Here is a 25,480-nt window from a genome sequence, read left to right on the forward strand (position 1 = left end):
GTTCAGTCCTGTTCGGCGGCCCTGGCCAGCAGCAGCGCGCGTTCGCGCGCGTTGCCGGTCAGCTCGGCGGCGCGCGTGAACTCGGCACGCGCGTCGGCGCGCCGTCCCAGCTTCGCCAGCAGGTCCCCCCGCACGCTCGGCAGCAGGTGATATCCCTTCAGCGCCGGCTCGTCGACCAGCTTGTCCACCAGGTCCAGTCCGGCCTGCGGGCCGTAGGCCATGGAGACGGCGACGGCGCGGTTCAGCTCCACCACCGGTGACGGCCGCAACCGCGCCAAACCCGCGTACAGCGCCGAAATCCGGACCCAGTCGGTCTGCTCCGGCGTCCGCGCCCTGGCGTGGCACGCCGCGATCGCCGCCTGCGCCGCGTAGGGACCGTACGCGCCTTCGGCCAGTTCCTCGGCGCGGGTGAGCGCGGCGAGACCGCGCCGGATCAGCAGCTGGTTCCAGCGTGAACGATCCTGGTCGAGCAGGAGGATCGGGGCACCGCTCGCGTCGGTCCTGGCGGCGTTGCGCGACGCCTGGAGTTCGACCAGCGCCGCCAGGCCGTGCACCTCGGGTTCGGCGGGCATCAGACCGGCGAGCACCCGCGCGAGCCGCTGCGCCTCCTCACACAGCGCGGGACGCAGCCAGTCGTCCCCGCGCGTCGCCGAATAGCCCTCGTTGAAGATCAGGTAGATGACTTCGAGCACCGAGGACAGCCGCTTGACGCGTTCCTCGCCCTCGGGGACTTCGAACGGGACGTTCGCCGCGGTGAGCGAGCGCTTGGCCCGCACGATCCGCTGCGCGATCGTCGACTCCTTGACCAGGAACGCCCGCGCGATCTCGTCGGTGGTGAGCCCGCCGAGCATGCGCAGCGTCAGCGCGACCCGTGCCCCGGTGTTCAGCACCGGATGGCACGCGGTGAACACCAGCCGCAGCAGATCGTCCTCGATGTGGTCCTCGAGCGCGGCGTCGAAGTCCGGCAGCACGCCCTCACCGAGCTGCTGTTCGCGGCCCAGCTCGTCGATCTTCCGCTCGAAACGCTCGTTGCGGCGGAACAGGTCGATGGCCCGCCGCTTCGCCGTGGTCATCAGCCACGCGCCGGGATTACGCGGGACGCCCTCGCCCGGCCACTGTTCCATGGCCGCGACCAGGGCGTCCTGCGCGAGTTCCTCGGCGAGGCCGACGTCGCGGACCATCCGCGCCAGCCCCGCGATGAGCCGCGCCGATTCGATCCGCCACACCGCCTCGATGGCGCCGTGGGTGTCGGTTGCCGCTGCCGTCGACGTCACCCCGTCATCAGACAGCGTCGCCGGAGCCGAGGCAAGGGCGGGTCAGAACTCCGCGATCCGCCGGATCTCGATCTCCCCAGGCCTGCCGTCCGGGTTCGGCACCCGCTTCATCAGCTCGACGACCTCGGCCAGCGAATCCGCCCGCAGAATCCAGAACCCGGCGATCAGCTCCTTCGTCTCGGCGAACGGGCCGTCCGTCACCTGGGGCTCGGCGTCGCCGTCGAACAGCACCCGGACACCCTCGGCGCTGGGTTGCAGCCCCTCGGCCATTTCCAGCATCCCGGAGCGGAGGAGTTCCTCGTTGAACTCGGCCATCTCCGCGAACTCCTCGGTGCTGGGCTGCCGCCCCGCCTCGATCTCCGGATCCCCCTTGACCATCACCACGAATCGCATGCGCCGGCGACCCTCACTTCTGCTCGGTCGCCGCGCGCAGCCGCTCCTCGGCCTCGCGGATCTCCGGCGTCATGTTCTCGCCGAAGTCCTCCATCTCGGCGACGCGCCGGATCTCGATCGTGTGATGGGCGCCATCGGTGTTCGGGACCCGCTTGACCCACTCGATGACCTCTTCCTTCGAGCGCACCTGGAGGATCCAGAAGCCCGCGATCAGCTCCTTGGTCTCGGCGAACGGGCCGTCGATGACCTGCGGTTCCGCGTCACCGGAGAACCGCACCCGCGCCCCTTCCGAACTGGCGGTCAGCCCTTCACCGGCGAGCAGCACGCCCGCCTTCACCAGCTCGTCGTTGAACTGGCCCATCTCGGTGAGCAGCTCGGTGCTGGGCAGCTGACCGGCTTCGGACTCCTCGGACGCCTTCATGATCACCATGAACCGCATGGGGTACTCCTCAAGTCGTGGTGCGGGTCTCTCCCGCTTCACCAACGCGTCGAACGGGTGGGCTCGGGATCGACACGGGGGCCGAACTTTTTTTCATCCAGTTCGTCGCCGCAGAAACTAGCAGGTCAGGACCCGGTGAACGGACAAAACTCACCCGGGGAGGAGAATCGGCGCCCGTGGCGGCACTCCCCGAAGACCTCCGCTCGGCGCTCGACGCCGAGCTCTCCCGATACCCCCAGCAGCGCCTGACGCGGTCCGTCGAGCGGCTCAGCACGCGCTACCGGCAGGGCGGCGCCGCGAGCGCGCCGATCCTCGCCTCCGAGGTGGACGTCGCCGCCTACGCCGGGTACCGGATGCCCGCGACGTACGCGGCCGTGCACGCCGCGCTCGCCGAGACCGCGGCCCGCACGCCGGACTTCGCGCCGCGCACGCAGCTGGACGTCGGCGGCGGGACCGGCGCGGCGGTCTGGGCGGCGGCCGGGGTCTGGCCGTCGCTGGAGCGCGCGACGGTGCTCGAACAGGTCCCGGCCGCCATCACGCTGGGCAAGCGGCTCGCCACGCGAGCGAGTGCCCCGTCGGTGCGGACGACGGAATGGCGACGCGAGCTGATCGACCCGGCGGCACCATTGCCCGAGGCCGACCTGGTCACGCTGTCCTATGTGCTCGGTGAGCTCCCGGACCGGATCCGCGCGGACACCGTGCGCCGGCTGGCCGCCGGGGCGCGGACGGTGGTGCTGATCGAACCGGGGACGCCTGCCGGTTTCGAGCGGATCCGCGCCGCGCGGGACGTGCTGTCGGCGTCCGACGCGGCCGTCGTCGCGCCCTGCCCGCACGCCCGCGACTGCCCGATCAGCCCCGGCGAGGACTGGTGCCACTTCTCCGCGCGCCTGTCCAGGACGGGGCTGCACCGGCAGCTCAAGTCGGGCACGCTCGGCTTCGAGGACGAGAAGTTCTCCTACGTCGCCGCGTCGTCCGTCACCGCGTCCCCGCCCGAAGCGCGGATCGTGCGGCACCCGCGCAAACGCAAGGGCCTGGTCGTGCTCGACCTGTGCACCGACGCGGCGGTGCTGGCCGAAACCACGGTGTCCAAACGCCACGGAGAGCTCTACCGCGCCGCGCGCGACGCCGAATGGGGTGACGCGTGGCCACCCACCACGCGGCCGGGCTAGGGCATCCGCACGACCTTGAGGAAGGGGCGCAGCAGCCACGGCCGCGGCCCGCCGATGACGACCTTGCGGGTCAGCACCGCACGCGCCCTGCTCACCCTGCCGAACATCATCGGCACCAGCACCGCGGGGTCGAAGGAGAGCCGGACGTCGCTCGCGCCGTCCGGTTCCTCGATCGTGACGTGGCCGTGCTGCAGCGCCATGACCACCGGATCCGTGTGCGCGGACCGGAACTCCACCGCGATCCGGCGGGGCGAGGGCACGGCGTCGTCGAGCAGTGTTCCGACGCTGTTGCGTGTCATGCCGACCAGGAACAGGTCGAAGAACAACGCCTCGTCGACGGCGCGGATCGGCCACGGGACACCGATCGCGCGGGCGATGTCGAGGCCGTGGATGAGCAGTTCGTTGAGCAGGTGCGCGAGCACCCCGGCGACCGGGACGAGCGCGCCGCCGAGCCAGCTCACCGGCCGCTCCGGGTCGATCCCCTCGCTCCGGCGCAGGATCTCGGCGATGTCGGTACGCAGCTTTTCGCTCAACCGCACCGGATCCCGTTCCGGATACTCCCGCAGTGCGAGCGTGTTCATGTCGGCGACGGTGTCGGTGCGGGCCTGCTTGATGGACGTGGTGAGCGCGGGCAGCGGGAGCGGTTCGTCCCCGCCGCGGACCATGACCCGGTACATCAGCGCGATGAACCCGACGTGGGCGGTGGTCTCCACGACGCTCCAGTCCGCGGTCACCCTGGTGGCCGGATCGTGCGCGGTCAGTACGAGATCCGCGAACCGGGCACCCGCCTGGGGCAGTGCGTCCCGGACCGCGTTCCAGCGTTGTTCGGTGATCACCACTTCCCCCCTCGTGCCGCCGGCATTCCACGGTAGCGCCCCGGCGGCGTGGGAAATCTCCGAAAGTGCCCTTCCCGGCTCGCCCGGAAATTTCGTGGCGGCTGTCGATCCGGGCGGCGGCCGTTCGTGTAGGGAGCGAGAATCCGGCACGGCGCCGGAACCGACGAGGAGGACGACCCCATGAAGCAGTACCTGCTCAGCATCTACCAGCCCGACGGCGAACCGCCCGCGCCCGAGGTGCTCGAACCGATCATGGCGAACCTCCGGGCGCTGAACCAGGAGATGCGGGACGCCGGGGCGTGGGTGTTCAGTGGCGGGTTGCACTCACCGGATTCGGCGACCGTCGTCCGGGTGCGGGACGGCGACGTCCTGATGACCGACGGCCCGTTCACCGAGGGCAAGGAGCACCTCGGCGGGTTCACCGTCATCCAGGCGCCCGACCTCGACGCGGCGCTCGGCTGGGGCCGCAAACTCGCCGAGGCGATCGGGATGCTCCCGATCGAGGTCCGGCCGCTGCAGGACGAGTCCCCGGACGGCTGCCGGCCGTGACGACGGATCCCGTCGACATCGAACGCGTCTTCGCCGCGGAGTACGGGCGCGCGGTGGCTGTCCTGGTCCGCGTCTTCGGCGACATCGACATCGCCGAGGAGGCGGTCCAGGACGCCTTCGCCGCCGCGCTCGCGAAGTGGCCTTCGGCCGGGGTCCCACCGAGCCCGGCGGGCTGGATCATCACCACCGCCCGCAACCGCGCGATCGACCGGCTGCGGCGCGAGGCGTCCCGCGCGGACCGGCACGCGCAGGCCGCGCTGCTGCGCGCCGGGGACGAACCGGCGGAGGAGGGCCCCGTGCGCGACGACCGGCTCCGGCTGATCTTCACCTGCGCGCACCCCGCGCTCGCCCCCGACGTGCGGGTCGCGCTGACCCTGCGGCTGCTCGGCGGGCTCACCACCGCCGAGATCGCGCACGCCTTCCTGGTGCCGGAAAAGACGATGGCGCAACGGATCGTCCGAGCGAAGAACAAGATCCGGGACGCGCGGATCCCCTACCGCGTACCCGGCGACGCGGACCTCCCGGACCGGCTGCGCGCCGTGCTCGCGGTGGTGTACCTGATCTTCAACGAGGGGTACGCCGCGAGTTCGGGCGATCGGCTCGTGCGTGAAGATCTGTGCGCGGAGGCGATCCGGCTCGGGCGGCTGCTGACCGAACTGATGCCCGACGAACCGGAGGCACAGGGCCTGCTCGCGCTCATGCTGCTCATCGAATCCCGCCGCGCCGCACGCACGACGGCCGGCGGCGACCTCGTCCTGCTCGCCGACCAGGACCGCGACCGCTGGGACCGCGGGCTCGTCGCCGAGGGCCAGTACCTCGTGCGCCGCTGCCTGCGCCGGGACCGGCCGGGCCCGTACCAGATCCAGGCCGCGATCAACGCCGTCCACAGCGACGCGCCGATCGCGGCGGCCACCGACTGGGGCCAGATCGTGACGCTCTACGACCAGCTCCTGACGTGCACACCGACGCCGGTGGTGGCACTCAACCGCGCGGTCGCCGTCGCCGAGGTCGACGGCCCCGCGGTGGCACTGGCGCTGGTCGACGAGCTGGACCTGCCGAAGTTCCACCTGTTCCACGCGATCCGGGCCGATCTGCTGCACCGGCTCGGCCGGGACACCGAAGCGGCGCGGGCCTACGACACGGCCATCGACCACGCCGGGAACGCCGCCGAACGCGACCTGCTGCGGCGCAAACGCGCCACACTCGACCCGGGCTTCGACGTGCTCTGAAGGCCACCTTCAGAGCACTGAGCGCACCAAAAGTTCCCCTCGCGACCCCAACGTCCACAAAGGATTGACGGCGAGTTCGCAGTTAAGCGTTGACAAGGTTTTTGGCGATGAGCTCGCGTGACTTGTCCTCGGACAGGGCGTGGTCAAGCAGTTGTTGGACGGTGTCGTGGTAGTGGGTCACCACGCGCTTGCTGGTGAGGTAGGCGTGGACGTGCTGGTGGGCGGCGATGATCGTCGCGGGGAAGCGCGCACTGGTCAGGCAGGTGAACGCGGCGGGCACCCGGCATCGAGCCCGCGGCACGATCCGCAGCGACACTGTCGAAGTGTTGTGGTACAACCAATCCAGTTGATCCCGGCCCACCGCCGGGTGACACAGCACGTCCTCGGACAGGATCGCCGTGTATCCCCGAGGTGCCGTGGAGACCCGCGCCAGATGGGCCACGAGCTGGTCCTCGGTGGAACCGCGGAGCACGGCTCGTGTGTAGTCGACGGTCCGCAGCGGAACCGGGAGTTCCCATGGCGCCCATACCAACACGGTGGTGGCAAGCCGTTCGTACTCCCTCGCCAGCGCCGCGTCGTGCTCCGGTTCGACGGCGATCAGGTCGGCCTCGCCCGCTTGACGGGCGAGATCCATCAGCCGCTGGTAGCCGACGCCGGAGATACCGAGCACACCAGACGTGCGTGCCAAATGTGTGGAACTCAATGTGCGATACCCGTGCTCGAGGTAGTGGACGTACTCCCGACCGACCTGAATCGCCGCCGCCAGTTCGGCCGGTGTCATCCCGGCCGCGATCCGCGCGTCACGCAGCTCGCACCCCAGCGCGAGCGCGGCCGGACATTTCACTTGCGTCACGCGTGCACTGCTCCTCTCGTTCGTCGGTTTCTGGCGGATCGGGTGAGGTCAGCACCTTCTCGGGCCCGGGCGTGGCACTGATCGGAGCTCGGAGGCGCATCCCGGCGGGTAACCACCCGGCGGTGGCACGAAGCCGTTTTCCTCCCGGTACACGCATTCGCAGCTCCAGCACTGGCGCGGAACACCATGCAGGTCACGACCACGGACATCGTCGTATTCGGCAGCCGCGACCAGACCGCACAACATCCGGACCGCCTCGCCCGGCGCAGGCACCTCGGTAAGCCGAGCGCGATGCCAGATCCCGTCAACCACCGGATGAATGTGCTCCAAACTGACGTAGATGAGCGCGCTCATCTCCTCCGACCGCCCTTCGGTGCTGTCTCATGGTCCAGGTGCATTTCCAGCAGGCAGTGATGGGTCGCATGTGGCCGAATGGGTTCACTGAGACCACCTATTTTCGCATTCGTCGTAAACCTGGGGAGCACCTCGACGCCTGGGAATCCCACGCCGGTAACAAGTCGAGGAACTGCCTCGCGGAGGCTGAGGAACCAATCAACCAGCCGCCTGGCGCCGTGAATAACCTTGCTCCAGCCACGCCGCGCCGACCAGAGCGCAAACCCTGCAAAACTCTGGCGAAAACCTGCGTACCATGGTTTCGGAGTGCATAATGTCGCCTTGCCACGATCCGTACCGACGAGGGCACCTATGACTACCAAGCGCGTCGACCTGGCCCGTGCTCGCAAGGCTGCCGGGCACACGCAAGAGACGCTGGCCTACGCCTTGACCGTCGACCCGAGCACAGTCAACCGCTGGGAGAGCGGCGCGACGGAACCTCAACCACACAAGCGCCCCAAGCTGGCCAAGCTTCTGCGCATCACGCCCGAACAGCTCGAAGACCTACTCCGAAACGGCAAGCCGCTGGTCGTCGAGACGGCCTTTCTCACTCCGCCAACACCGGAGGTACCTCCGCGCTTCACTCACTCGGCTCCGAGCATGCCGGGGTCGCCGCCGTCCGCCACCCGCTCAGGGATCGATCACGACTCGTGGGCAGACGATCTGGATCGCACCGCGATCTGCCTCGGACGGCAAGAGTTCACACTGGCGAAGACGCTGCTCGATCGATGGATCCCGCGATTCCAACCGGATACATATGACGGCCACGGCATGCACCTGTACGGACGATCGCTCCGGCTGCTCGGTGACCTGCGCCAAGACCAGGGTATTCTCCACGGGCCTCTGTCAGCTCAGCAGAGCTACGAAAAGGCAATCCAGGTCTTTACCCATTTGGGCGCCGCACGACGCGTCGCCCAGCTGGAGCTACATCTCGCGGTCCTCGACGAGATGGACGGCCGACTTGACGAGGCCGCCCGACAGTACCAACGGCTGGCAGTCGATGAGCGCCTGGCCGACCGGGACCGCACGCGGGCACAGCTGTGGATCGGCACCGCCCTGAGCAAGCGTGGACTGAACACAGAAGCGGTGCGGTTCATCCTTCCCGCCATCCAGCATTTTGAAGCGCTTGAAGAACCGCAGGACTGGTCTATTGCATACCAAAAGCTCGCGCTGGCACATCGGGGTGCTGCCGATCTGCGCCACGCTACTGAGGCGATCGATGTGGCACTCAGCCATCGCCCGGGAGACGCACCCATGCAGCGAGTCCGTCTCGACACCGCGCACGCTCATATCCTGCTGTCCGACACTGCCACTGCCGATAGCGGCCTGGATCTGTTGGAGGGTGCTGCCGCGACCTCGACGCGGTACGGGATGATGCACCAGCTACAGAGCATCAGGGGTATTCGCCGTGCCTACGAACACCAGGCGTGAGAGTCCTCGTGCATCGAGCAACAAGGGAGTACGGAGCATCGTGAAGCACCAACTGACGGAGCCACAGTGGCAGGACGCCGAGCTGGTCTGGGACTTCCACCAGGTGCGTCACTACCTCAAGCCGTGTTCGGCCGCGATCGCCTTGGGTTGCAACGATATCGGCGTCGCTTCCCACGCCGCCGACCTCTACCACCGTGGCTTCTTCCCCACGATCGTCTTCACTGGCGCGACGAGCCGGGACACAGCCGCCATTTTCCCGCGCGGCGAAGCCGTTCACTTCCGCGAAAGGGCACTGGAACTCGACGTACCCGACGAGGCGATATTGATCGAGCCCGTGGCACGCAACACCGGCGCCAACATCACGTTGTCACGAGACGTGCTCGCTCGGGCCGGGATCATGCCATCCTCGGTCCTCCTCATCTCGATGCCGTACATGGAGCGCCGGGCGTATGCCACCTGCCGACGGCTCTGGCCGGAGGTCGAGCCGGTTTGCACGTCTGCGCCGTTGACCCTTGAGGAGTACGTCAAGACGGTCGGTGACCCCGCTGAGGTCGTGGACATGATGACCGGCGACCTACAACGGGTAATGGAATACCCCAAACAGGGCTTTGCCATCGAGCAGACCGTCCCGTCCGCAGTACGCGCGGCTTTCGACCGTCTGGTAGCGGCTGGATTCAGCAGCCGCTTGCTGCGATGACGGCGAAGTTCACGGACGGCTACGCGCCGACGCGGACCGGCAGCCGCCGATAGCCGCGCAGCACCCGGGTACCGCGCCGCGTCGGCGTTCCGTCCAGCGCGAGGTCAGGGAATCGCTCGAACAACGTCCGCAACGCGGTGGCGCCCTCCAACCGCGCGAGCTGCGCGCCGAGGCAGAAATGCGGCCCGGCAGAAAAGGCGAGGTGCTCACGGGCATTCGCGCGGGTGGTGTCGAAACGGTTCGGTTCCGGGAAAACGGCGGGATCGCGGTTGGCGCCGCCGAGCATGACGACCACCGCCTGCCCTTCGCGCACGGGCAGTCCCGCGACCGTTGTGTCCGCTGTGGACACTCGAAGCGTCACCTGCACCGGGGATTCGTAGCGCAGCACCTCTTCGACCGCGTTGGCCCAGCCCTCGGGTTCGGCCTTGAGCCGGTCGAGCTGGTCCGGGTGGGCGAGCAGCAGCGCGACGGCGTTGCCGATGAGATTGACCGTGGTCTCGAAACCCGCCCCGAGCACCAGCAACGCGGTGACGCGCAGTTCGGTGTCGCTGAGCCGGTCCGAGCCGTCCGCCGCCGCGATCATCCGGCTGAGCAGGTCGTCGCCGGGGTCGCGGCGCAACCGCGCGATGTGCTCGTCGAGGAACCGGTGCCCTTCCCGCGTCGCCTCGGTGGCCCGCCGGTAGTCCCGATAGGACAGTCCGGGTTCCAGCGACAGCGCGGCCTCGTTCACGATCTTGACGAAGGGCTGCCGCAGTTCCTCCGGCACACCGAGGATCTCGGCGATCACGGTGACCGGCAGCAGCGAGGCGTAGGCGTCGATCAGGTCCACCGTCGACGGGTTTCCGGCCGCGATGGTGTCGAGCATCCCGTCCGCGAGTTCCTGGACACGTGCGGAGAGCGCGTTGATGGCCCGCGGTGTGAACGCGTACGCGACCAGTTTGCGGATCCGGGTGTGCTCCGGCGCGCTGATCGCCAACAGCGAAGGCGGATCGACCGGGCCGAGCGCGTGCGGGTCGGTCAGGCTTTCGAGCAGCCGGTTGAGCGACTTCGTCGGCGCCACCGCTGGCGAGGCGAGGAAGCGGTCGCTGCGCAGGATCTCGTTCGCGGCCGCGTGGCTCGCGGTCCCGGCGACGAACCGCCCGGTCAGCAGTGGCCCCCTGGCCCGGATCTCGTCGTAGGTGGGGAACGGGTCGGCCCGCCGCGCCGGTTCGACGACGCTGCGCGCGAGGAGATCGCCCTGGCGCGCGCCCAGGCGCAGCGCCAGCCCGGTCAGCCCGTATTTGAGCACCCACGCCGTCGCGGACCGCGCGGCCGCCACCGGACGTGCGCTTCGCGGGCCGGATCGTTGATCAGTGCTGGTCATCGGGCACCCCCAGGTCGCGCCTGCCAGTTCGCTACCCGACGGTAGCCCCGCACACCCGCCCGCCGCCTCACGCCGTGGTACCCACCGCGTCTCCTACCACGGTCGGATACCCGGTGCCGACCACCGCAGCAAGACGGGACACCCGGGGAGTTTCTACGCTGGGGCGGTGCGGGGAACACTGGTGGACCGATACCGGGCGCGGCTGGAGGACAGCCTCGCCCGCTACGACGTGTCCCTGCCCTGGTGGCTCCCCACCTGCACCACCGTCATGAACGCCACGGGTGTGATCGCCGCGCTGGCCCAGCGGCACGCCCTGTTCCCGCCTGCCCCGATCGCGCTGGCCGGGCTGCTCATCCTGGTCCGCTTCATGTTCTGGCCCGTCACGGGCAACCTGATCCCGCCGGTACTGGGCGCGATCGCCGTCCTCATCGGCGTGCCGATCCTGCTCACCGACCCGGTCACCCCGGACTTCGCGCCGGTGCTGCTGGTGCTGCTGGCCACCGAGGTCGCCGCGATCGCCAGCCTCACGCTCGCCATCACCGTGACCTGCCTGAGCATCGCGGAACTGATCGTCGCCCAGGTGTGGAACGGGCTGTCCGGCTACCCGGTGTACATCGTCGCGGTGCTGCTCGGGCTCAGCGGCGGGGTGACGCTGCGCTGGTACCACCGCGCGCTGAACGCCGAACGCGGTAAGCAGGACGCCGCGCGCGAGCAGGCGATCCTCGCCGAGCGCCAGCGCATCGCCCGCGAGGTGCACGACGTGGTCGCGCATTCGCTCAGCATCACCCTGCTGCACCTGACCGGGGCCCGGCACGGCCTCCAGCAGGACCGCGACATCGACGAGGCCGTCGAGGCGCTCACCGAGGCGGAACGTGTCGGCCGCGCCGCGATGGCCGACATCCGCCGGACGGTCGGGCTGCTCGCCAGCACCTCCTCGGGCACCCGGCCGCTGCCGGGCATCGACGACGTCGCCGGGCTGGTCGAGCGCACCCGCGCCGCCGGGCTGGACGTCCGCTACGAGCAGGACGGCGATCTGAGCGTCGTGGGCGCCTCCGCCGGGCTGGGGCTCTACCGCATCGCGCAGGAGTCGCTGGCCAACATCGCCAAGCACGCGCCCACCGCGAGCGGGCGGGTCCGGCTGCGCGTCGACGCCGAGGGCACCACGCTCACCATCCGCAACACGCTGCCCGGCGGCGCGGCCGCGGCGACCGCCAGCGGGTCCGGTATCGCGGGCATGACCGCGCGGGCCACCCAGCTGGGCGCCGATCTGCGTGCCGGGCCCAGCGGCGGGTACTGGGTCGTCGAGGTCGCGGTTCCCGGCCCGCCACAGCGAAAAGCCGATACCGACACTCGCCAGGAGGTGACGCCATGACCGACACCGAGATCCGCGTCCTGCTCGTCGACGACCAGGAGCTGGTCCGCTCCGGCCTGCGCCGCATCCTGCGCCGCCGCGACGGGTTCGTCATCGCCGGGGAGTGCGGCGACGGCTCGGACGTGCCAACGGCACTGGCCGAGGGGGAGGTCGACGTCGTCGTGATGGACCTGCGCATGAAGGACGTCGACGGCATCGAGGCGACGCGGCGCCTGCGGCAGACCGGTGCCCGGCCGCCGGTGCTCGCGCTCACCACGTTCGACGACGACGAACTGCTCGCCGGCGCGCTGCGCGCGGGCGCCGCCGGATACGTCCTCAAGGACTCCGCCGCCGAGGACCTGATCCGCGCCGTGCGCGCGGTCGCCGCCGGTGACGCGTGGCTCGACCCGACGGTCACCACGCGCGTGCTCACCACCTACCGGCAGGCCCCGGCTCCCCGCCGCGGCGGCCCGGCACCCGAACTGCTCACCCCGCGCGAACACGACGTGCTGCGCGCGCTCGGGCGGGGCCTGACCAACTCGGAGATCGCGAACACGCTGGTCATCTCCGAGCTCACCGTGAAGAGCCACATCGGACGGATCTTCACCAAACTGGGGTTGCGTGACCGTGCCGCGGCGATCGTCTACGCGTTCGACCACGGCATCGTCACGCCTGGCTAGGACGGCCGAAATGACTATCGCGCATTCCCTCGACACCGAGCCCCGGCTCCGGTTCTCCGTACTCGGCCCGCTGCGGGCCTGGCACGGTGACCAGCCGCTGGACCTCGGCCCGATCCGGCAGCAGGCACTGCTGGCCGCGCTCGTGCTGCGGCCGGACATGACCGTCAGCAGGGACGAACTGCTCGACGGTGTCTGGGGCCTGGAACCCCCTGGCACCGGCGCCAAGGTCGTGCCCGTGTACGTCCACCGCCTGCGCCGGTGCCTCCAGGCCGCCGAGTGCGCGGCCGACGAGCTGATCGGCCGCAGCCGGGGCGGCTACCGCTTCGTCAGCGGCGACGTGTGGATCGACGCGGATCGGCTGGAGGAGGTCGTCGCCGAGGCGGGCGCGGCCGAGCGGTCCGGCGATCTGCCGACCGCGGTGGACCGCTACTCCGACGCCCTCGAACTGTTCCAGGGCGAGCCCCTCGCCGGGCTGCCGGGGCCGTTCGCCGAGGGACAGCGGCTGCGCCTCGCGGAACGCCGGATCGTGCTGTTGCAGGAGAAGGTGGACCGCCAGCTGCGGCTGGGCAGGCACGCGGACGCGGTCGGCGAACTGTCCGCCCTGCTGCCCGCGTACCCGCACAGCGAGCCGCTGGCCGCGCTGCTGATGCGGGCCCTCTACGCCTGCGGCCGCCGCGCCGACGCGCTCGCCGTGTACACGCAGCTGCGCCGCCGTCTCATCGACGACCTGGGCGTCGAACCGGGCGACGAACTGCGCCGGGTGCATCAGGACGTGTTGCGCGGCAACGATTCCGGCCTCGGTGTCGGCGCGCTGCCGACGCCGGTCACCCCGGTGCCCGCGCCGCCGGCACGGGTGCGTGACGAACTGCCCGCCGACGTCGCCGAGCTGGTCGGCCGCGCCGCGGAGCTGGCGCTGCTCACCGCGCCCGCGGACGCCGGGGCACCGGCGGTCGACGCCGTGGACGGCGTACCGGGCTCCGGCAAGACCGCGCTGGCGGTGCGGGTGGCCCGCCTCGTGCGCGACCGCTATCCCGACGGCTGCCTGTACGTGGACCTGCACGGGCACACCGAGGGCAGGGAGGCGTTGCCGCCCCAGCGCGCGCTGCGGCGGCTGCTGCGTTCGGTGGGTGTCGACGTCAACAACCTCACCGACGACCTCGACGAGCTCGCGGCGTCCTGGCGCGCGGCGACCGCGTCGCGGCGCCTGCTGCTGGTGCTGGACGACGTCGCCGGTGCCGAGCAGGTGCGCCCGCTACTCCCGGCGGGGACGGGCAGCCGGGTGCTGACCACCAGCAGGCGGCGGCTGGCCGGGCTGGACGTCGGCCGCCGCGTTTCCCTCGGCCCGCTCGCGCCCGGCGAGGCGGAAACGCTGCTGACCCGCATCGTCGGCCAGGAGCGGGCCGAGCAGGAGCGGGACGCGGTGCGCGAGCTGGCCCGGCTGTGCGGGCGGCTGCCGCTCGCGCTGCGCATCGCGGGCGCGCGGCTGCAGAACCGTCCGATGTGGACACTGGACTACCTGGTGACGCGGCTGGCGGACGGGGAGCGGCGGCTCGGCGAACTGACCGCGGAGGACCGGAGCGTCGAGGGGGCGTTCCGGTTGTCCTACGAGCAGTTGCCGAGCCCGGAGCGGCGCGCGTTCCGCGCGCTGGGCCTGTCGCCGACGCCCACGCTCGACGGGCGGACGCTGGCCGCGATGCTGGGCTGGACGGCGCGCGACGCCGAACTGGCGCTGGAACGGCTGGTCGACACCAGCCTGGTGCAACAGCCCAGCGCCGGGCGGTACCGGCTACACGATCTGGTCGCGGTGTACGCGCGGCGGCTCGCCGGGCAGGACCCGGCCCAGGTCGTGGCCGGCACCCGCGCCGGCGCCCTCCGGCTCTACCTCGCCGCCGGTCACCACGCCAGCGACTGGGGCCCGGCCGGGTTCCCGACCGGGCCGGACCTGGGGCCGGCGCCGTTCGAGGGCTGGCAGGACGCGGTCGCCTGGCTGGACGCCGGTGCCGGGGACCTCGCCGACGTCGTCGCCTACGCGGTCGAAGCGGGCGAAGCCGACTACGCCTGCTGGATCGCCGACGGCCTGGTCCACTACTTCACCAGGCAGGGCCGTCACCACGAATGCCGCGCGGCGCTGGAACTCGCGCTGCCGCTGGTCAGCCAGGCGAGCGACCAGCGGATGGTGTCCTCGCTGCGGATCGGCCTCGGCATCGCGTACGGGATGCAGGACCGGTACGAGCAGTCCCGCGCGTGGTTCTCCGACGCGCTGGAGATCAGCCGCCGGGCGGGCGATCCGCGCGAGCAGGCCAGGGCGCTGAACGGGCTCGGCGTCGTCGCCCGGCTCTCCGGCAGGCACCCCGAGTCCGTCGCGCACCTGACCCGGATGCGGGAGTTAGCCCTGCGCCTCGACGACGACTGCCTCGCCGGGATGGCGGTCAGTGACCTGGGCGCCGCGCTGCACTGTCTCGGCAGGCACGACGAGGCGTTGGAGTGTTTCGCGCAGAGCATGCGTTACGCCGAGAAGGCCGAGAACCCGAGGCTGATCGCGAAGATCCTCCGGTTCACCGGCGCTCTCCACCTCGGGCTGGCGCGGCCCGCCGAGGCCGCCCCGGCGTTCCGGCAGGCGGCCGAGCTGGCCGCGCAGGTCGGCGACCCGCCGCTGCACGCCTCCTGCCTGACCCGCTGGGGCTCGGCCGAGCTGGGTCTGGGCGCCGTCGCGGGTGCCCTCGACCTGCACCACCGCGCGCTCGCCACGGTCACCGCGGTCGCCGCCCAGACCAGCGTCGAGCTGGAGCGGGAGATCCGGCGGCGGCTGGGCGAGGCGTACGTCGCGGCCGGGCGCACCTCGAACGCCTGGACGGAGTTCCACCGCGCCCTGGCCCTGGGCCGGACACCCGGCCACTGAGCCCGCGCCCACAGGTCCACTGTGGACACCGCGGCGACAGCGGTCCGTGAATGCCACATTGAGGGACTCTGAGTCCCTCAATGTGGCATTCACGGACATGGGAGGGACCACGCGACGACGCGGGGAAGGAACGGGAGCCGGCAAGGGGGCTCGAACCCCTGACCTTCTGTTTACAAGACAGATGCTCTACCAACTGAGCTATACCGGCCGACGCCTCCGGGCACCCGCCCAGTGGCCGCCCCAGTATATCGGCGGGTCCCGCCGCCGACGGCACGGCACCGCGTTCCCGCCACGACGGGACCCACGACGGGGCCCACGACGGGGCCCACGACGAGGCCCGCGGCGGCACCCCGCGAAGACACCCGGAACGCCCGGGCCACCCGCCCCGCCGCCGATACGTCCGGACAGGTGATCGTCTTGACTTTTCACCCGGCTGCCGATCTTCCGACCACACGGACGAACGGCCTGGTCAGCGCCCTGTTCAGGGTGCGACGGTGGCGGCCACGGCGGTCCTCGCGGACGATCTTTCCCGAACGTGGTGGACGCCACTTCCGGATCCGTGCAACGGTCGGGGTGGGTTCGTCGATGCTCCCCCGGGAAACACCGATGAGTACGAGAGGAGGTGGCTGACGCATGAGTGCCAACGGCCGCGCGAACGAGAACATCGAGAGCGCCGAAGCGACCACGCACACCACGCAGTGGCCGATCCTGGAACCACCGCGACAGCGTGACGGCAAGCAGCGTTCCGGCGGGAGGGGCACCAACCGCACACACCGGCCACTGCTGCGCCGGCGCGCGTGGCACATCCTCGAAGCGCCCACCGCGGAACAGCCAGCGGTCGACTCCGCCGAGGCGATCGGACCGGCGCTGCCGGACGACGCGACGGTCAACTTCGTCCTCGATCTGGCGCTGCGCATCGGTGAGGTCCAGATGGCCAGCGGCGCGGGCGCCTCGGACGTCACCGCGACGATCCTCGCGCTCACCTCCGCGCTCGGCCTCCCGCACTGCGAGGTCGACGTCATCTTCACCTCGATCACCGTGACGTGTCACCGCGGCACCGAGCTCGAGCCGGTGACTGCGCTGCGCGTCGTCCGCTCCCGCAGCCTCGACTACACCCGGCTGACCGACGTCGAGATCCTGGTCCGCAAGATCGTCCGCGGGCACGTCGGTGCCGAGCAGGCGCAGGCCGAGCTGCGCCGCATCACCACGGCGCCGCACCCGTACCCACGCTGGGTCGCCACGCTCGCCTGGGGCGGGCTGGCCGGGTTCATCACGCTGATCATCGGCGGCGGGATCGACATCGCGCTGGTGGCGGTCGTGATCAGCGCGCTGGTCGACCGGATCGGCAGGCTGCTCAACCGGTACTCGCTGCCGTTCTTCTTCCAGCAGGTGGTCGGCGGCCTGTTCGCGACGCTGTCCGCGATGCTGATCGTCAGCAGCAAGATCCTCACCACCGACCAGCCGACACTGGTGGTGGCGGCCGCGGTCACCGTGCTGCTGTCCGGTTTGTCCACGGTGTCCGCGGTGCAGGACGCGATCACCGGCTTCAACGTCACCGCCGCGGGACGCACGATGGAAACGGCGCTGATGACCGCCGGGCTGATCACCGGCGTCGTGCTCGCGCTGCGGATCGCGGTCATGCTCGAACTGCCGCTCACCCCGCTGCCCGAGGTGGTCAGCTCCACGCCGCAGCACCTGCCGATCATCGTCGTCGGCGGCGCGGGCGCGGCGGCGTGCTTCGCGCTCGCGTCCTACTCGACCATCCGCGCGATGCTCGTCGCGGCGGCGGCGGGCTCGATCGGGGCGGCCGTGTACGGCGCGCTCATGCTGACGAAGTTCGACGCGGTGAGCTCGTCCGCGATCGCCGCCACGCTGGTCGGTTTCTGCGGCGGTGTGATGGCACGGCGGCTGCGGGTTACCCCGCTCGTGGTGGCCGTGTCCGGGATCACGCCGCTGGTTCCCGGCCTCTCGACCTACCGTGGGCTGTACCAGCTCGGCGTCGAACCGGGTGGCAACATCTCGACGCTGATGACCGCCGTCGCGATCGGCCTCGCCCTGGCAGCGGGCGTCATCCTCGGCGAATACCTCGCGCAGCCGGTGCGCTCCGGGCTGGGAAGGCTGGAGCGCAGGCTGGCCGGTCCGCGCCTGGCCGGCCCGCTCGAACCGGCCGAACGTCGCCTGGAGTAACCCTTCGCGCACCGGCGGATCTCCTGTTCCGCGATAGGGTTTCCCCCGGGCCGCGACCCGGGAAACGAGGGAGCAGCTGTGTCGGACCAAGCACTCTTGAACCAGGAGCAGGCAAACCGGGGCACCCAGAACTCCGCGGATTTCGTGGTGGTGGCGAACCGGCTGCCGGTCGACCTCGAACGCACCGCGGACGGCGGCCAGCGGTGGACGGCGAGCCCCGGCGGGCTCGTCTCCGCGCTGGAGCCCTTCCTGCGGTCCCGCAAGGGCGCGTGGGTCGGCTGGCCCGGCGTGCCCGACGTCGACGTCGAGGAGTTCGACGACGACGGGCTCGTGCTCCACCCGGTGTCGCTGACCTCGGCGGAGGTCCGCGACTACTACGAGGGCTTCTCCAACGCCACGCTCTGGCCGCTCTACCACGACGTCGTCGAGCGCCCGGTGTTCGACCGGGCGTGGTGGAACAGCTACGTCAAGGTCAACCAGCGCTTCGCGCGGGCCAGCGCCGAGGTCGCCGCGCAGGGCGCGACGGTGTGGATCCAGGACTACCAGTTGCAGCTCGTGCCCGCGATGCTCCGCGAGCTGCGGCCGGATCTGCGGATCGGGTTCTTCCTGCACATCCCGTTCCCGCCGGTCGAGCTGTTCATGCAGATGCCGTGGCGTGCCCCGATCGTGCGCGGCCTGACCGGCGCGGACCTGGTCGGGTTCCATCGTCCGGGTGGCGCGCAGAACTTCCTCTGGCTGTGCCGTCAGCTGATCGGGCTCGAATCGACGCGCGGCGCGGTCGGCATCCGCACCCGGCCCGGCACGATGCAGGTCGGCGACCGGACCGTCCGGGTCGGCGCGTTCCCGATCTCCATCGACGCGAACGGCCTCGACACGCTGGCCCGCACGAAGGGCGTCGCCGAGCGCGCCGCGCAGCTGCGCCGCGACCTCGGCAACCCGAAGACCGTCCTGCTCGGCGTCGACCGGCTCGACTACACGAAGGGCATCGACCTGCGGCTCCAGGCGCTGCACGAGCTGTTGCACGAAGGGCGGCTCCGGCCGGAGGACGTCACGTTCGTGCAGCTCGCGACGCCGAGCCGGGAACGCGTCGAGCACTACCAGCGCATGCGCGGCGAAATCGAGCAGATGGTCGGCCGCATCAACGGCGAGTTCGCGCGCGTCGGCCACCCGGTCGTGCACTACCTGCACCAATCGGTCGACCGAACGGAGCTGGCCGCGTTCTTCTCCGCGGCCGACGTCATGGTGGTGACGCCGCTGCGCGACGGGATGAATCTGGTGTGCAAAGAGTACGTCGCGTGTAGACACGACCTCGGCGGATCGCTCGTGCTCTCGGAGTTCGCCGGCGCGGCCGCGGAGCTGAGCAGCGCGTTCCTGGTCAACCCGCACGATCTGGACGGGGTGAAGGACGCTTTGGTGGCTGCCATTACCCTCGACCCAGCCGAGGGCCGTCGCCGGATGCGTGCCATGCGTCGTCAGGTCCTCACCCATGACGTGGACCGGTGGGCGCGCTCGTTCTTGCAGGCGTTGGGTGCCGAACCGGTCGACTGAGACCCGTTCCCCATACCCTTGACGAGCTCCTGGAGGAGTGTTGACCGCCGAGGCACTGCCCGCCGAGCTACGGCGCGCGATCATGCAGATCGCCCGTACTCCGCGCCTGCTGGTCGCCTGCGACTACGACGGCACGCTGGCTCCGATCACGGCCAATCCGGACGAAGCCCGGCCACTGCCCGAATCGGTAGGCGCACTGAGGTCCCTCGCGGGCCTGCACGAGACCACCACCGCGGTCATCTCCGGCCGCGCCCTGCGTGACCTCGCGACACTGTCGCGCCTGCCGGCCGAGGTGAACCTCGTCGGCAGCCACGGTTCCGAGTTCGACATCGGGTTCATCCACGCCCTCGACGAACGGGCCCGCGAGCTGCACCGCAGGCTGGAGGCCGAACTGGAACAGCTGGTGCTGGACGTACCGGGGGTGTCGCTGGAGGTCAAACCGGCGAGCATCGCCGTGCACGTCCGCCGCGCCGAGCACGAGGCCGGCCGTCACGTCCTCGCGTCCGTACACAATGGACCGTCCACATGGGAGGGTGTGTCGACCACCGACGGCAAGGAGGTGGTCGAGCTCGCGGTCGTGCAGACCGACAAGGGACACGCGCTCGACATCCTGCGTCACCAGGTCGGGGCGACGGCGGCGATCTTCCTCGGGGACGACGTCACGGACGAGAAAGCCTTTGCTCGGCTGTCCGGGCCCGACCTCGGCATCAAGGTCGGCGAAGGGGAAACCCTTGCGCAGTACCGGGTTCCGGACACCGTCGACGTCGCGAAGGTGCTGGGGTTCCTGCTGGAGGAGCGCCGGAACTGGCTGTACGGCGAGTCGGCGCCGCCGATCGAACGGCTGTCCATGCTGGCCAACGAGCGTTCGGTCGCCCTGCTGACCCCGGACGCGAAGCTGACCTGGCTGTGCCACCCCGGCCCGGACGCACCCGCGGTGTTCGCCGATCTGCTCGGCAGCGAGAGCGCGGGACACTTCTCCATCAAGCCGCACCGCAACGGCCTCCCGCTCGGCCAGCGGTACCTGCCGAACACGATGACCGTCGAGACGCGCTGGTCGCGCCTGCTGGTCACCGACTACCTCGAACCCGACACCGCGCCGCACCGGACGGATCTCGTCCGGGTGATCTCCGGCGAGGCCGCGGCCGACGTGGTGTTCGCGCCGCGCCCGGAGTTCGGCGGTGTGCCGGTCAAACTGGTCGAGGTGGAGGGCGGCCTGCGCGTGCTCGGCACCTCCGAGCCGTTCGCGCTGCGTTCGCCGGGTGTCGAGTGGACGATCACCTCCGACGGCCTGCACGACACCGCGACGGCACTGGTGCAGCCCACCGCCGACGCGCCGGTGGTGCTGGAACTGCGGTGCGGCACCAGGGACACCCGCGAACACGAACTGTCCGAAGTGGAACGACGGGACCGCGCGGGCCGGTACTGGAGCGACTGGGCGACCAAGCTGCGGCTGCCCGGCGTGCAGACCGATCTCGTGCTGCGCTCGGCGCTGACCCTGCGTGGGCTGTGCAACACCGACACCGGTGGCGTGCTCGCCGCGGCGACCTCCTCGCTGCCGGAGGAGATCGGCGGCGTCCGGAACTGGGACTACCGCTACTGCTGGATCCGCGACGCGGCGATGACCGTGCGCGAGCTGGTGCACCTCGGCTCCGTCGAGGAGGCCGAGGGCTACCTCCAGTGGCTGCACGGCGTACTGTCCACTTTGGCCGGTCCGGAGCGACTGCACCCGCTCTACACCCTCTCCGGCAGCGTGATCGGCGCCGAAGCGGTGATCGAGTCGCTGCCCGGCTACTCGGGCTCGCGGCCGGTGCGCGTCGGCAACCTGGCGAACCACCAGGTGCAGCTGGACGTCTTCGGCCCGGTGGTCGAGCTCGTCGGCACCCTCGCCGAGGCGCGGGGCGAACTGCGGGACGAGGACTGGCAGATGGTGCGCGCGATGGCCGAAGCCGTCACGCGGCGCTGGAACGAGGCCGACCACGGCATCTGGGAGGAGCGGCACGTGCCGCGCCACCGGGTGTACTCGCGGGTCATGTGCTGGGTGACGATCGACCGCGCGGTGAAGCTGGGCGAGAAGTACGGCCGCGGGGTCCCCGGCGGCTGGCCCGGCCTGCGCGACCGGATCGCCGCCGACGTGCTGGAGCACGGCTGGAACGACGAGGTCCAGGCGTTCACCACCGCCTACGACGGCACGGACCTGGACGCCGCGTCGCTGTTCGTCGGGCTCACCGGCCTGATCGACCCGTCGGACCAGCGCTTCCAGCAGACGGTGACCGCGATCGAGGCGGAGCTGCGCAGTGGGTCCACTGTGTACCGTTACCGCCGCGACGACGGCCTGCCCGGCGGTGAAGGCGGCTTCCACATCTGCGCGGCCTGGCTGATCGAGGCGTACCTGCTCACCGGCAGGCGCACCGAGGCACAGGAGCTGTTCGACCAGATCGTCGCCGCGGCCGGCCCGACCGGCCTGCTGCCCGAGCAGTACGACCCGATCGCGGAACGCTCGCTGGGCAACCACCCGCAGGCGTACTCGCACCTGGGCCTGATCCGCTGCGCGAACCTGCTGGCCGAACACCCCGCCTGAGAATCTCTTCCCGCTGTCCGTGAATGCCACATTGAGGGACTCTGAGTCCCTCAATGTGGCATTCACGGACCTTCACCTCAGGCGGTGGGCGCCCCGAACCACCGGGGCAGGTGCGCGCGCAGGTCCTCCTGATCCGCGCCGGCCCAGGCCACGTGGCCGTCCGGGCGCAGCAGCACCGCGGGCACGTCCAGTTCCTCGCTGACCTCCACGACGTGCTCGACCCGGTCCGCCCAGCCCGCCACGGAAAGCCGTCCGGTCTGGTCGAGCAGCAGCCCGCGACCCCGGTGCGTCAGGTCGTAGAGCCGGCCCCGCTTCAGGCCGATGTCACGCAGCCGCGTGCCGAGCAGTTCGTGTCCCTCGCCGAAGTCGTAGCGGATCCTGGTCGCGATGACCTTCTCGGTCAGGTACCGGCTCACCTCTTCGAACTCCAACAGCTCCATCAGCAGCCCGCGCACCGCGCGCGCCCCCGGTTCGGGCGACATCAGCTCCATCTGCGCGCGGGTGTTGTCCAGCACCGCGGCGGCCACCGGGTGCCGTTCGGCGTGGTAGCTGTCGAGCAGCCCCGCCGGCGCCCAGCCGTTGATCACCGCGGCCAGCTTCCAGCCGAGGTTGAAGGCGTCCTGGACACCGAGGTTGAGGCCCTGGCCGCCGGTCGGCGGGTGGACGTGCGCCGCGTCGCCCGCCAGCAGCGCCCGGCCGACCCGGTACCGGTCGGCCTGGCGGGTGGCGTCGGTGAAGCGGGACAGCCAGCTGGGCGAGTGCACCCCGAAGTCGGTGCCCGCGAACGCCCGCAGCTGCCGCTTGAACTCTTCGAGGGTGGGCGGGGCCGAGCGGTCTTCGGTCACCCCGTCGGCAGGCACCATGACGCGGCACAGCCCCTCCCCGAAAGGCATGACACCGAACAGTTTCTGGGTCTCGCGGACCTTGGCCGTCACCTCGCTCACCGTCTCCGGAGACGCGGTCACCGCCATCTCGCCCAGCAGCGTTTCGACCTTGGCGGGCTCACCGGGGAAGCCGACGCCGAGCAGTTTGCGCACCGTGCTGCGGCCACCGTCGCAGCCGACGAGGTACCGCGAACGCAGCCGGGTGCCGTCGGCCAGTTCCGCGGTCACGCCGTCGTCGTCCTGGCTGAGTCCCACCAGCTCCTGCCCACGCCGGACCTCCGCGCCGACCTCGACGGCGTGCTCGGTCAGCAGGCGATCGATGACCGGCTGATCGATGGCGAGCGTGTACGGGTGCGCGGTGTCCAACTTCTCCGCCACCGGCTTGACGCCGAGGAACCCGATCACCGGGTGCTTCGTGCCGAGTTCGAGAAACCGGCCCAGCAGGCCGCGCTGGTCCAGCACTTCGATACTGCGCGCGTGCAGCCCGCGCGCCCGGACGATCCTGGTCGGCTCCGCGTCCCGCTCCAGCACGAGTACCCGCACGCCGTGCAGCCGCAGCTCGGCGGCCAGCAACACACCGGTCGGCCCGCCACCGACCACGATCACATCCACCACGAAATCCCCCGCCCGCCGTTGTTCTTCCTGGAAACCGGTGCTCGGTTCACGCACTCCGCGACTCTCATTTCCTCGGATTCGATCTCGAGGCTCTGGCCTCGGCCGAAGATTCTGCGGCATCACCCTGGCCTTGCCGCAAGCCCCGGGGTGCGCTATAAGTTGAAAGTGGGACGGAGTTCCCCCGCTCGTCCGTAATGGACGGCCCCTTCACCGTTCGGCTGCTTCTCGCCATTTCGTGCGCCAGGTCCGCGCAGATCGCCTACGCTGAACGAGAAGGAGGACGCGTGCAGGCCTACCCCTACCACCCGGCGCCGCAGTTCGTCCCGCTCCCGCCGCAGTTCGCGAGCCGGGTCCGCTGGGGCTCGATCCTCGCCGGGACGTCACTGATCGTCGGCGCGCTGCTGTTCGTCGGCATCTCGGCGTTCTTCAACCACCTCAGGGCGCACAGCGCCTTTCCACTCGGCCCGCTCGGCACGGTGGCTCAGCTCGTGCCGCCGCTGTGCGTCATCGCGACGTCCGTGGTGGTCCTGACCTGCCGGCGCTGCCTGCGCGGCGACTATCTCGTCGTGGCCACCGCGCGTAGCACCCGTAACGCGCTGATCGGGTGTTTCGGCGGCACGGTCCTGGGTACCTTCGCGGCGTTCGTGGTCATCGCGCTGCTCCACGTCTCCAGCGGCGCCCGCACGACGCTCACCCCGGAAATGATCGTCACGTTCGGCTACCTGGCACTCGGCACGATGGGATTCGCGGTCGGCCACTTCTACGTCCGGCCCTCGCAGCGGACACTCCAGAAGTTCGCCGATCGCCCGGTCTGGTGACCGGGCTCAGAACCCGCCGTACAGGAAGATCCCTGAGACGGCCAACCCCGCCAGCCCCGCCACCGGGGCGGCCACGGCCCAGAGGACGTCCGGGAGCACATCGTGGTCGCGCCGGCGCACCAGCCTGCGCGCCAGCACGACCACGATGATGCCCAGCGGAGTCACCGCGAGTGCGGTGACAAGGGCGGCCAGGAGGAATCCGAGGCCGAAACCGCCGACCTCGTTCAGCGCCACCAGTTTGGCCACGTAGAAGACGCCGAAAACGCCGATGGCGACGAGTGCCAGACCGCAGCAAAGCGCCCTGACGAAGGACGAAGCCCATTTCGTCACGTTTTCCGACATCCCGGCCACCCTTGTCGAATCAGTCCTACTTCGATGTTACTTGTAGGCCAGGCCGAGGTTCTCGGCGAACAGTCCCCACGTTTCGTGGGCCGCGAAGTTGTTGGCCCACGACAGCCACCACTCGTCCCAGATCTTCGAGGGCTGTCCCCATGCCTTGACACTGAGGTCCAGCTTTCCCTTGTCGTTCCTCGAAACCCCGAATCTGATGTACTTCCCCGGACCTTCGAGGTGTTCCGGCGTCGATTCGAAGATGAAGAAGTCCGGGCCGACCTGCGCCACCCGGACCGGCCCGAAGATCGACAGGTCACACCTGCGGTCGACCTCGAGCTTGCCGCAGTCGGAGTGGATCGGGAAGTACCTGTTCAAATCGCCCTGGATCGCCGCCATGATCTCGGCGGGAGTGGCTGTCCTGGCGTCGATTCCGGGGTTGATCGGCCGCGGGTCCCTGATATCGAAATTGAAGTCGTAGCCGTAGCCGTTACCGGATTTCTCCGCTTCCTGCCTGGCCCGCTCCGCCGCGTCCGCCGACTCCTTGCGCCGACGCTCGATCGCGTCCGCGCCCGCCTGCGCGTGGTCGGCCGCCTTCTGCGCGTCGATCGCGTAGGTGAGCGCGTTGCGCGCGGCGTCCGCCGCGTTCTTGGCGTGCTGCTCCGCACGCGTCGCGGCGTCCTCGGCCGCCTTCGCGTCGGTGTCCGCCCGTCCCGCCGCGTCACGCGCCGCGATCGCGTCGGACTCCGCCCTGGTCGCCGCACCACGCGCCGCGGTGGCGTCCTTCGCCGCCGCCGCGGCTGCCCTGCCCGCGATCGCCGCGTCGCTGTTGGCCGCGTTCGCCGCCCGACGCGCCTTGACCGCGTCGTCGTGGGCCTGCGCATCAGCCTGGTTCGCCCGCGCCGCCGCCGCACGCGCCGCCGCACCATCAGTCGCGGCCTCGGCCGCGGCCTGCTGCGCCTCC

Annotated in this window: 20 protein-coding genes, 1 tRNA gene and 1 pseudogene; 12 read left to right on the top strand and 10 right to left on the bottom strand. The window is 70.5% G+C overall.

Annotated elements, in window-relative coordinates; translation table 11 throughout:
- Positions 1-2: 2 nt before the first annotated feature.
- The 3 genes from ABD987_RS18850 to ABD987_RS18860 all read right to left on the bottom strand — a co-directional run bounded on the left by ABD987_RS18850 (position 3) and on the right by ABD987_RS18860 (position 2,106).
- Complete coding sequence (locus ABD987_RS18850) at positions 3-1,181, bottom strand: RNA polymerase sigma factor (protein ID WP_378214099.1); 1,179 nt, start codon at positions 1,179-1,181, stop codon at positions 3-5.
- Positions 1,182-1,316: 135 nt separating this feature from the next.
- Positions 1,317-1,667: a YciI family protein gene (locus ABD987_RS18855; RefSeq protein WP_345394693.1), complete on the bottom strand. Its 351-nt coding sequence runs from the start codon at positions 1,665-1,667 to the stop codon at positions 1,317-1,319.
- A 13-nt stretch (positions 1,668-1,680) separates the two neighbouring features.
- A complete protein-coding gene (locus ABD987_RS18860; protein WP_345394697.1) occupies positions 1,681-2,106 on the bottom strand; it encodes a YciI family protein in 426 nt (141 codons plus the stop codon).
- Between the two features lie 176 nt (positions 2,107-2,282).
- On the opposite strand from ABD987_RS18860, the gene ABD987_RS18865 reads away from it, so the two are divergent.
- Entirely contained in the window at positions 2,283-3,275 is a 993-nt protein-coding gene (locus tag ABD987_RS18865) for a small ribosomal subunit Rsm22 family protein (protein ID WP_345394700.1), read from the top strand.
- On the opposite strand, the gene ABD987_RS18870 is transcribed toward ABD987_RS18865, so the two are convergent.
- Positions 3,272-4,111, bottom strand: a complete 840-nt coding sequence (locus ABD987_RS18870; RefSeq protein ID WP_345394703.1) for a maleylpyruvate isomerase N-terminal domain-containing protein — start codon at positions 4,109-4,111, stop codon at positions 3,272-3,274. The two genes, ABD987_RS18865 and ABD987_RS18870, sit on opposite strands and share 4 nt — an antisense overlap.
- Before the next feature lie 180 nt (positions 4,112-4,291).
- Between ABD987_RS18870 and ABD987_RS18875 the strand changes: the two genes are divergently transcribed.
- Both ABD987_RS18875 and ABD987_RS18880 read left to right on the top strand, forming a co-directional pair.
- Positions 4,292-4,660, top strand: coding sequence for a YciI family protein (locus ABD987_RS18875; protein ID WP_345394706.1), 369 nt, complete (start codon positions 4,292-4,294; stop codon positions 4,658-4,660).
- The gene (locus ABD987_RS18880; RefSeq protein ID WP_345394837.1) at positions 4,648-5,889 is read left to right on the top strand and encodes an RNA polymerase sigma factor; all 1,242 of its coding nucleotides are present in this window, start codon (positions 4,648-4,650) and stop codon (positions 5,887-5,889) included. Before ABD987_RS18875 ends, ABD987_RS18880 begins: the two co-directional genes overlap by 13 nt.
- Before the next feature lie 82 nt (positions 5,890-5,971).
- Here ABD987_RS18880 and ABD987_RS18885 read toward each other — a convergent pair whose 3' ends face one another.
- Positions 5,972-6,742, bottom strand: coding sequence for a Scr1 family TA system antitoxin-like transcriptional regulator (locus ABD987_RS18885; protein ID WP_345394709.1), 771 nt, complete (start codon positions 6,740-6,742; stop codon positions 5,972-5,974).
- Between the two features lie 705 nt (positions 6,743-7,447).
- On the opposite strand from ABD987_RS18885, the gene ABD987_RS18890 reads away from it, so the two are divergent.
- Complete coding sequence (locus ABD987_RS18890; protein WP_345394715.1) at positions 7,448-8,566, top strand: helix-turn-helix domain-containing protein; 1,119 nt, start codon at positions 7,448-7,450, stop codon at positions 8,564-8,566.
- Between the two features lie 40 nt (positions 8,567-8,606).
- Positions 8,607-9,263 (top strand): YdcF family protein, encoded by a 657-nt coding sequence (locus ABD987_RS18895; RefSeq protein ID WP_345394718.1) that lies wholly within the window; start codon positions 8,607-8,609, stop codon positions 9,261-9,263.
- A 19-nt stretch (positions 9,264-9,282) separates the two neighbouring features.
- On the opposite strand, the gene ABD987_RS18900 is transcribed toward ABD987_RS18895, so the two are convergent.
- The gene (locus ABD987_RS18900; RefSeq protein ID WP_345394721.1) at positions 9,283-10,626 is read right to left on the bottom strand and encodes a cytochrome P450; all 1,344 of its coding nucleotides are present in this window, start codon (positions 10,624-10,626) and stop codon (positions 9,283-9,285) included.
- A 166-nt stretch (positions 10,627-10,792) separates the two neighbouring features.
- Here ABD987_RS18900 and ABD987_RS18905 point away from each other — a divergent pair, with 166 nt between their 5' ends.
- From ABD987_RS18905 to ABD987_RS18915, 3 genes are read left to right on the top strand one after another with little or no spacing between them, the layout of a single operon-like run.
- The gene (locus ABD987_RS18905; RefSeq protein ID WP_345394724.1) at positions 10,793-11,998 is read left to right on the top strand and encodes a sensor histidine kinase; all 1,206 of its coding nucleotides are present in this window, start codon (positions 10,793-10,795) and stop codon (positions 11,996-11,998) included.
- The gene (locus ABD987_RS18910; protein WP_345394727.1) at positions 11,995-12,657 is read left to right on the top strand and encodes a response regulator; all 663 of its coding nucleotides are present in this window, start codon (positions 11,995-11,997) and stop codon (positions 12,655-12,657) included. Before ABD987_RS18905 ends, ABD987_RS18910 begins: the two co-directional genes overlap by 4 nt.
- Before the next feature lie 10 nt (positions 12,658-12,667).
- Complete coding sequence (locus ABD987_RS18915) at positions 12,668-15,556, top strand: AfsR/SARP family transcriptional regulator (RefSeq protein ID WP_345394730.1); 2,889 nt, start codon at positions 12,668-12,670, stop codon at positions 15,554-15,556.
- A 135-nt stretch (positions 15,557-15,691) separates the two neighbouring features.
- Here the strand turns inward: ABD987_RS18915 and ABD987_RS18920 are convergent.
- Positions 15,692-15,764, bottom strand: a tRNA-Thr gene (locus ABD987_RS18920).
- 425 nt (positions 15,765-16,189) lie between these two features.
- On the opposite strand from ABD987_RS18920, the gene ABD987_RS18925 reads away from it, so the two are divergent.
- The 3 genes from ABD987_RS18925 to otsB all read left to right on the top strand — a co-directional run bounded on the left by ABD987_RS18925 (position 16,190) and on the right by otsB (position 21,869).
- On the top strand, positions 16,190-17,743 hold the full coding sequence (locus tag ABD987_RS18925; protein ID WP_345394733.1) for a threonine/serine exporter family protein: 1,554 nt from the start codon (positions 16,190-16,192) through the stop codon (positions 17,741-17,743).
- A gap of 78 nt (positions 17,744-17,821) precedes the next feature.
- The gene (locus ABD987_RS18930; RefSeq protein WP_345394736.1) at positions 17,822-19,291 is read left to right on the top strand and encodes an alpha,alpha-trehalose-phosphate synthase (UDP-forming); all 1,470 of its coding nucleotides are present in this window, start codon (positions 17,822-17,824) and stop codon (positions 19,289-19,291) included.
- A gap of 40 nt (positions 19,292-19,331) precedes the next feature.
- Positions 19,332-21,869: a trehalose-phosphatase gene (gene otsB, locus ABD987_RS18935; protein ID WP_345394739.1), complete on the top strand. Its 2,538-nt coding sequence runs from the start codon at positions 19,332-19,334 to the stop codon at positions 21,867-21,869.
- 77 nt (positions 21,870-21,946) lie between these two features.
- Here otsB and rox read toward each other — a convergent pair whose 3' ends face one another.
- Complete coding sequence (rox, locus tag ABD987_RS18940; RefSeq protein WP_345394839.1) at positions 21,947-23,368, bottom strand: rifampin monooxygenase; 1,422 nt, start codon at positions 23,366-23,368, stop codon at positions 21,947-21,949.
- Positions 23,369-23,652: 284 nt separating this feature from the next.
- Between rox and ABD987_RS18945 the strand changes: the two genes are divergently transcribed.
- Positions 23,653-24,186 (top strand): hypothetical protein, encoded by a 534-nt coding sequence (locus tag ABD987_RS18945; RefSeq protein WP_345394742.1) that lies wholly within the window; start codon positions 23,653-23,655, stop codon positions 24,184-24,186.
- 6 nt (positions 24,187-24,192) lie between these two features.
- Here ABD987_RS18945 and ABD987_RS18950 read toward each other — a convergent pair whose 3' ends face one another.
- Both ABD987_RS18950 and ABD987_RS18955 read right to left on the bottom strand, forming a co-directional pair.
- Positions 24,193-24,528, bottom strand: coding sequence for a hypothetical protein (locus ABD987_RS18950; RefSeq protein ID WP_345394745.1), 336 nt, complete (start codon positions 24,526-24,528; stop codon positions 24,193-24,195).
- 36 nt (positions 24,529-24,564) lie between these two features.
- A pseudogene (locus tag ABD987_RS18955) lies at positions 24,565-25,480 on the bottom strand (hypothetical protein); the annotation flags it as partial.

It is taken from the genome of Amycolatopsis samaneae, from assembly GCF_039541975.1.
Lineage (GTDB): Bacteria > Actinomycetota > Actinomycetes > Mycobacteriales > Pseudonocardiaceae > Amycolatopsis > Amycolatopsis samaneae.

Excerpts from the sequence above, each read along its gene's own strand:
- ABD987_RS18850 (WP_378214099.1), bottom strand. The coding sequence starts at position 1,181 with ATGGTCCGCGACGTCGGCCTCGCCGAGGAACTCGCGCAGGACGCCCTG.
- ABD987_RS18855 (WP_345394693.1), bottom strand. The coding sequence starts at position 1,667 with ATGCGATTCGTGGTGATGGTCAAGGGGGATCCGGAGATCGAGGCGGGG.
- ABD987_RS18860 (WP_345394697.1), bottom strand. The coding sequence starts at position 2,106 with ATGCGGTTCATGGTGATCATGAAGGCGTCCGAGGAGTCCGAAGCCGGT.
- ABD987_RS18875 (WP_345394706.1), top strand. The coding sequence starts at position 4,292 with ATGAAGCAGTACCTGCTCAGCATCTACCAGCCCGACGGCGAACCGCCC.
- ABD987_RS18890 (WP_345394715.1), top strand. The coding sequence starts at position 7,448 with ATGACTACCAAGCGCGTCGACCTGGCCCGTGCTCGCAAGGCTGCCGGG.
- ABD987_RS18900 (WP_345394721.1), bottom strand. The coding sequence starts at position 10,626 with ATGACCAGCACTGATCAACGATCCGGCCCGCGAAGCGCACGTCCGGTG.
- ABD987_RS18910 (WP_345394727.1), top strand. The coding sequence starts at position 11,995 with ATGACCGACACCGAGATCCGCGTCCTGCTCGTCGACGACCAGGAGCTG.
- ABD987_RS18915 (WP_345394730.1), top strand. The coding sequence starts at position 12,668 with ATGACTATCGCGCATTCCCTCGACACCGAGCCCCGGCTCCGGTTCTCC.
- ABD987_RS18925 (WP_345394733.1), top strand. The coding sequence starts at position 16,190 with ATGAGTGCCAACGGCCGCGCGAACGAGAACATCGAGAGCGCCGAAGCG.
- ABD987_RS18950 (WP_345394745.1), bottom strand. The coding sequence starts at position 24,528 with ATGTCGGAAAACGTGACGAAATGGGCTTCGTCCTTCGTCAGGGCGCTT.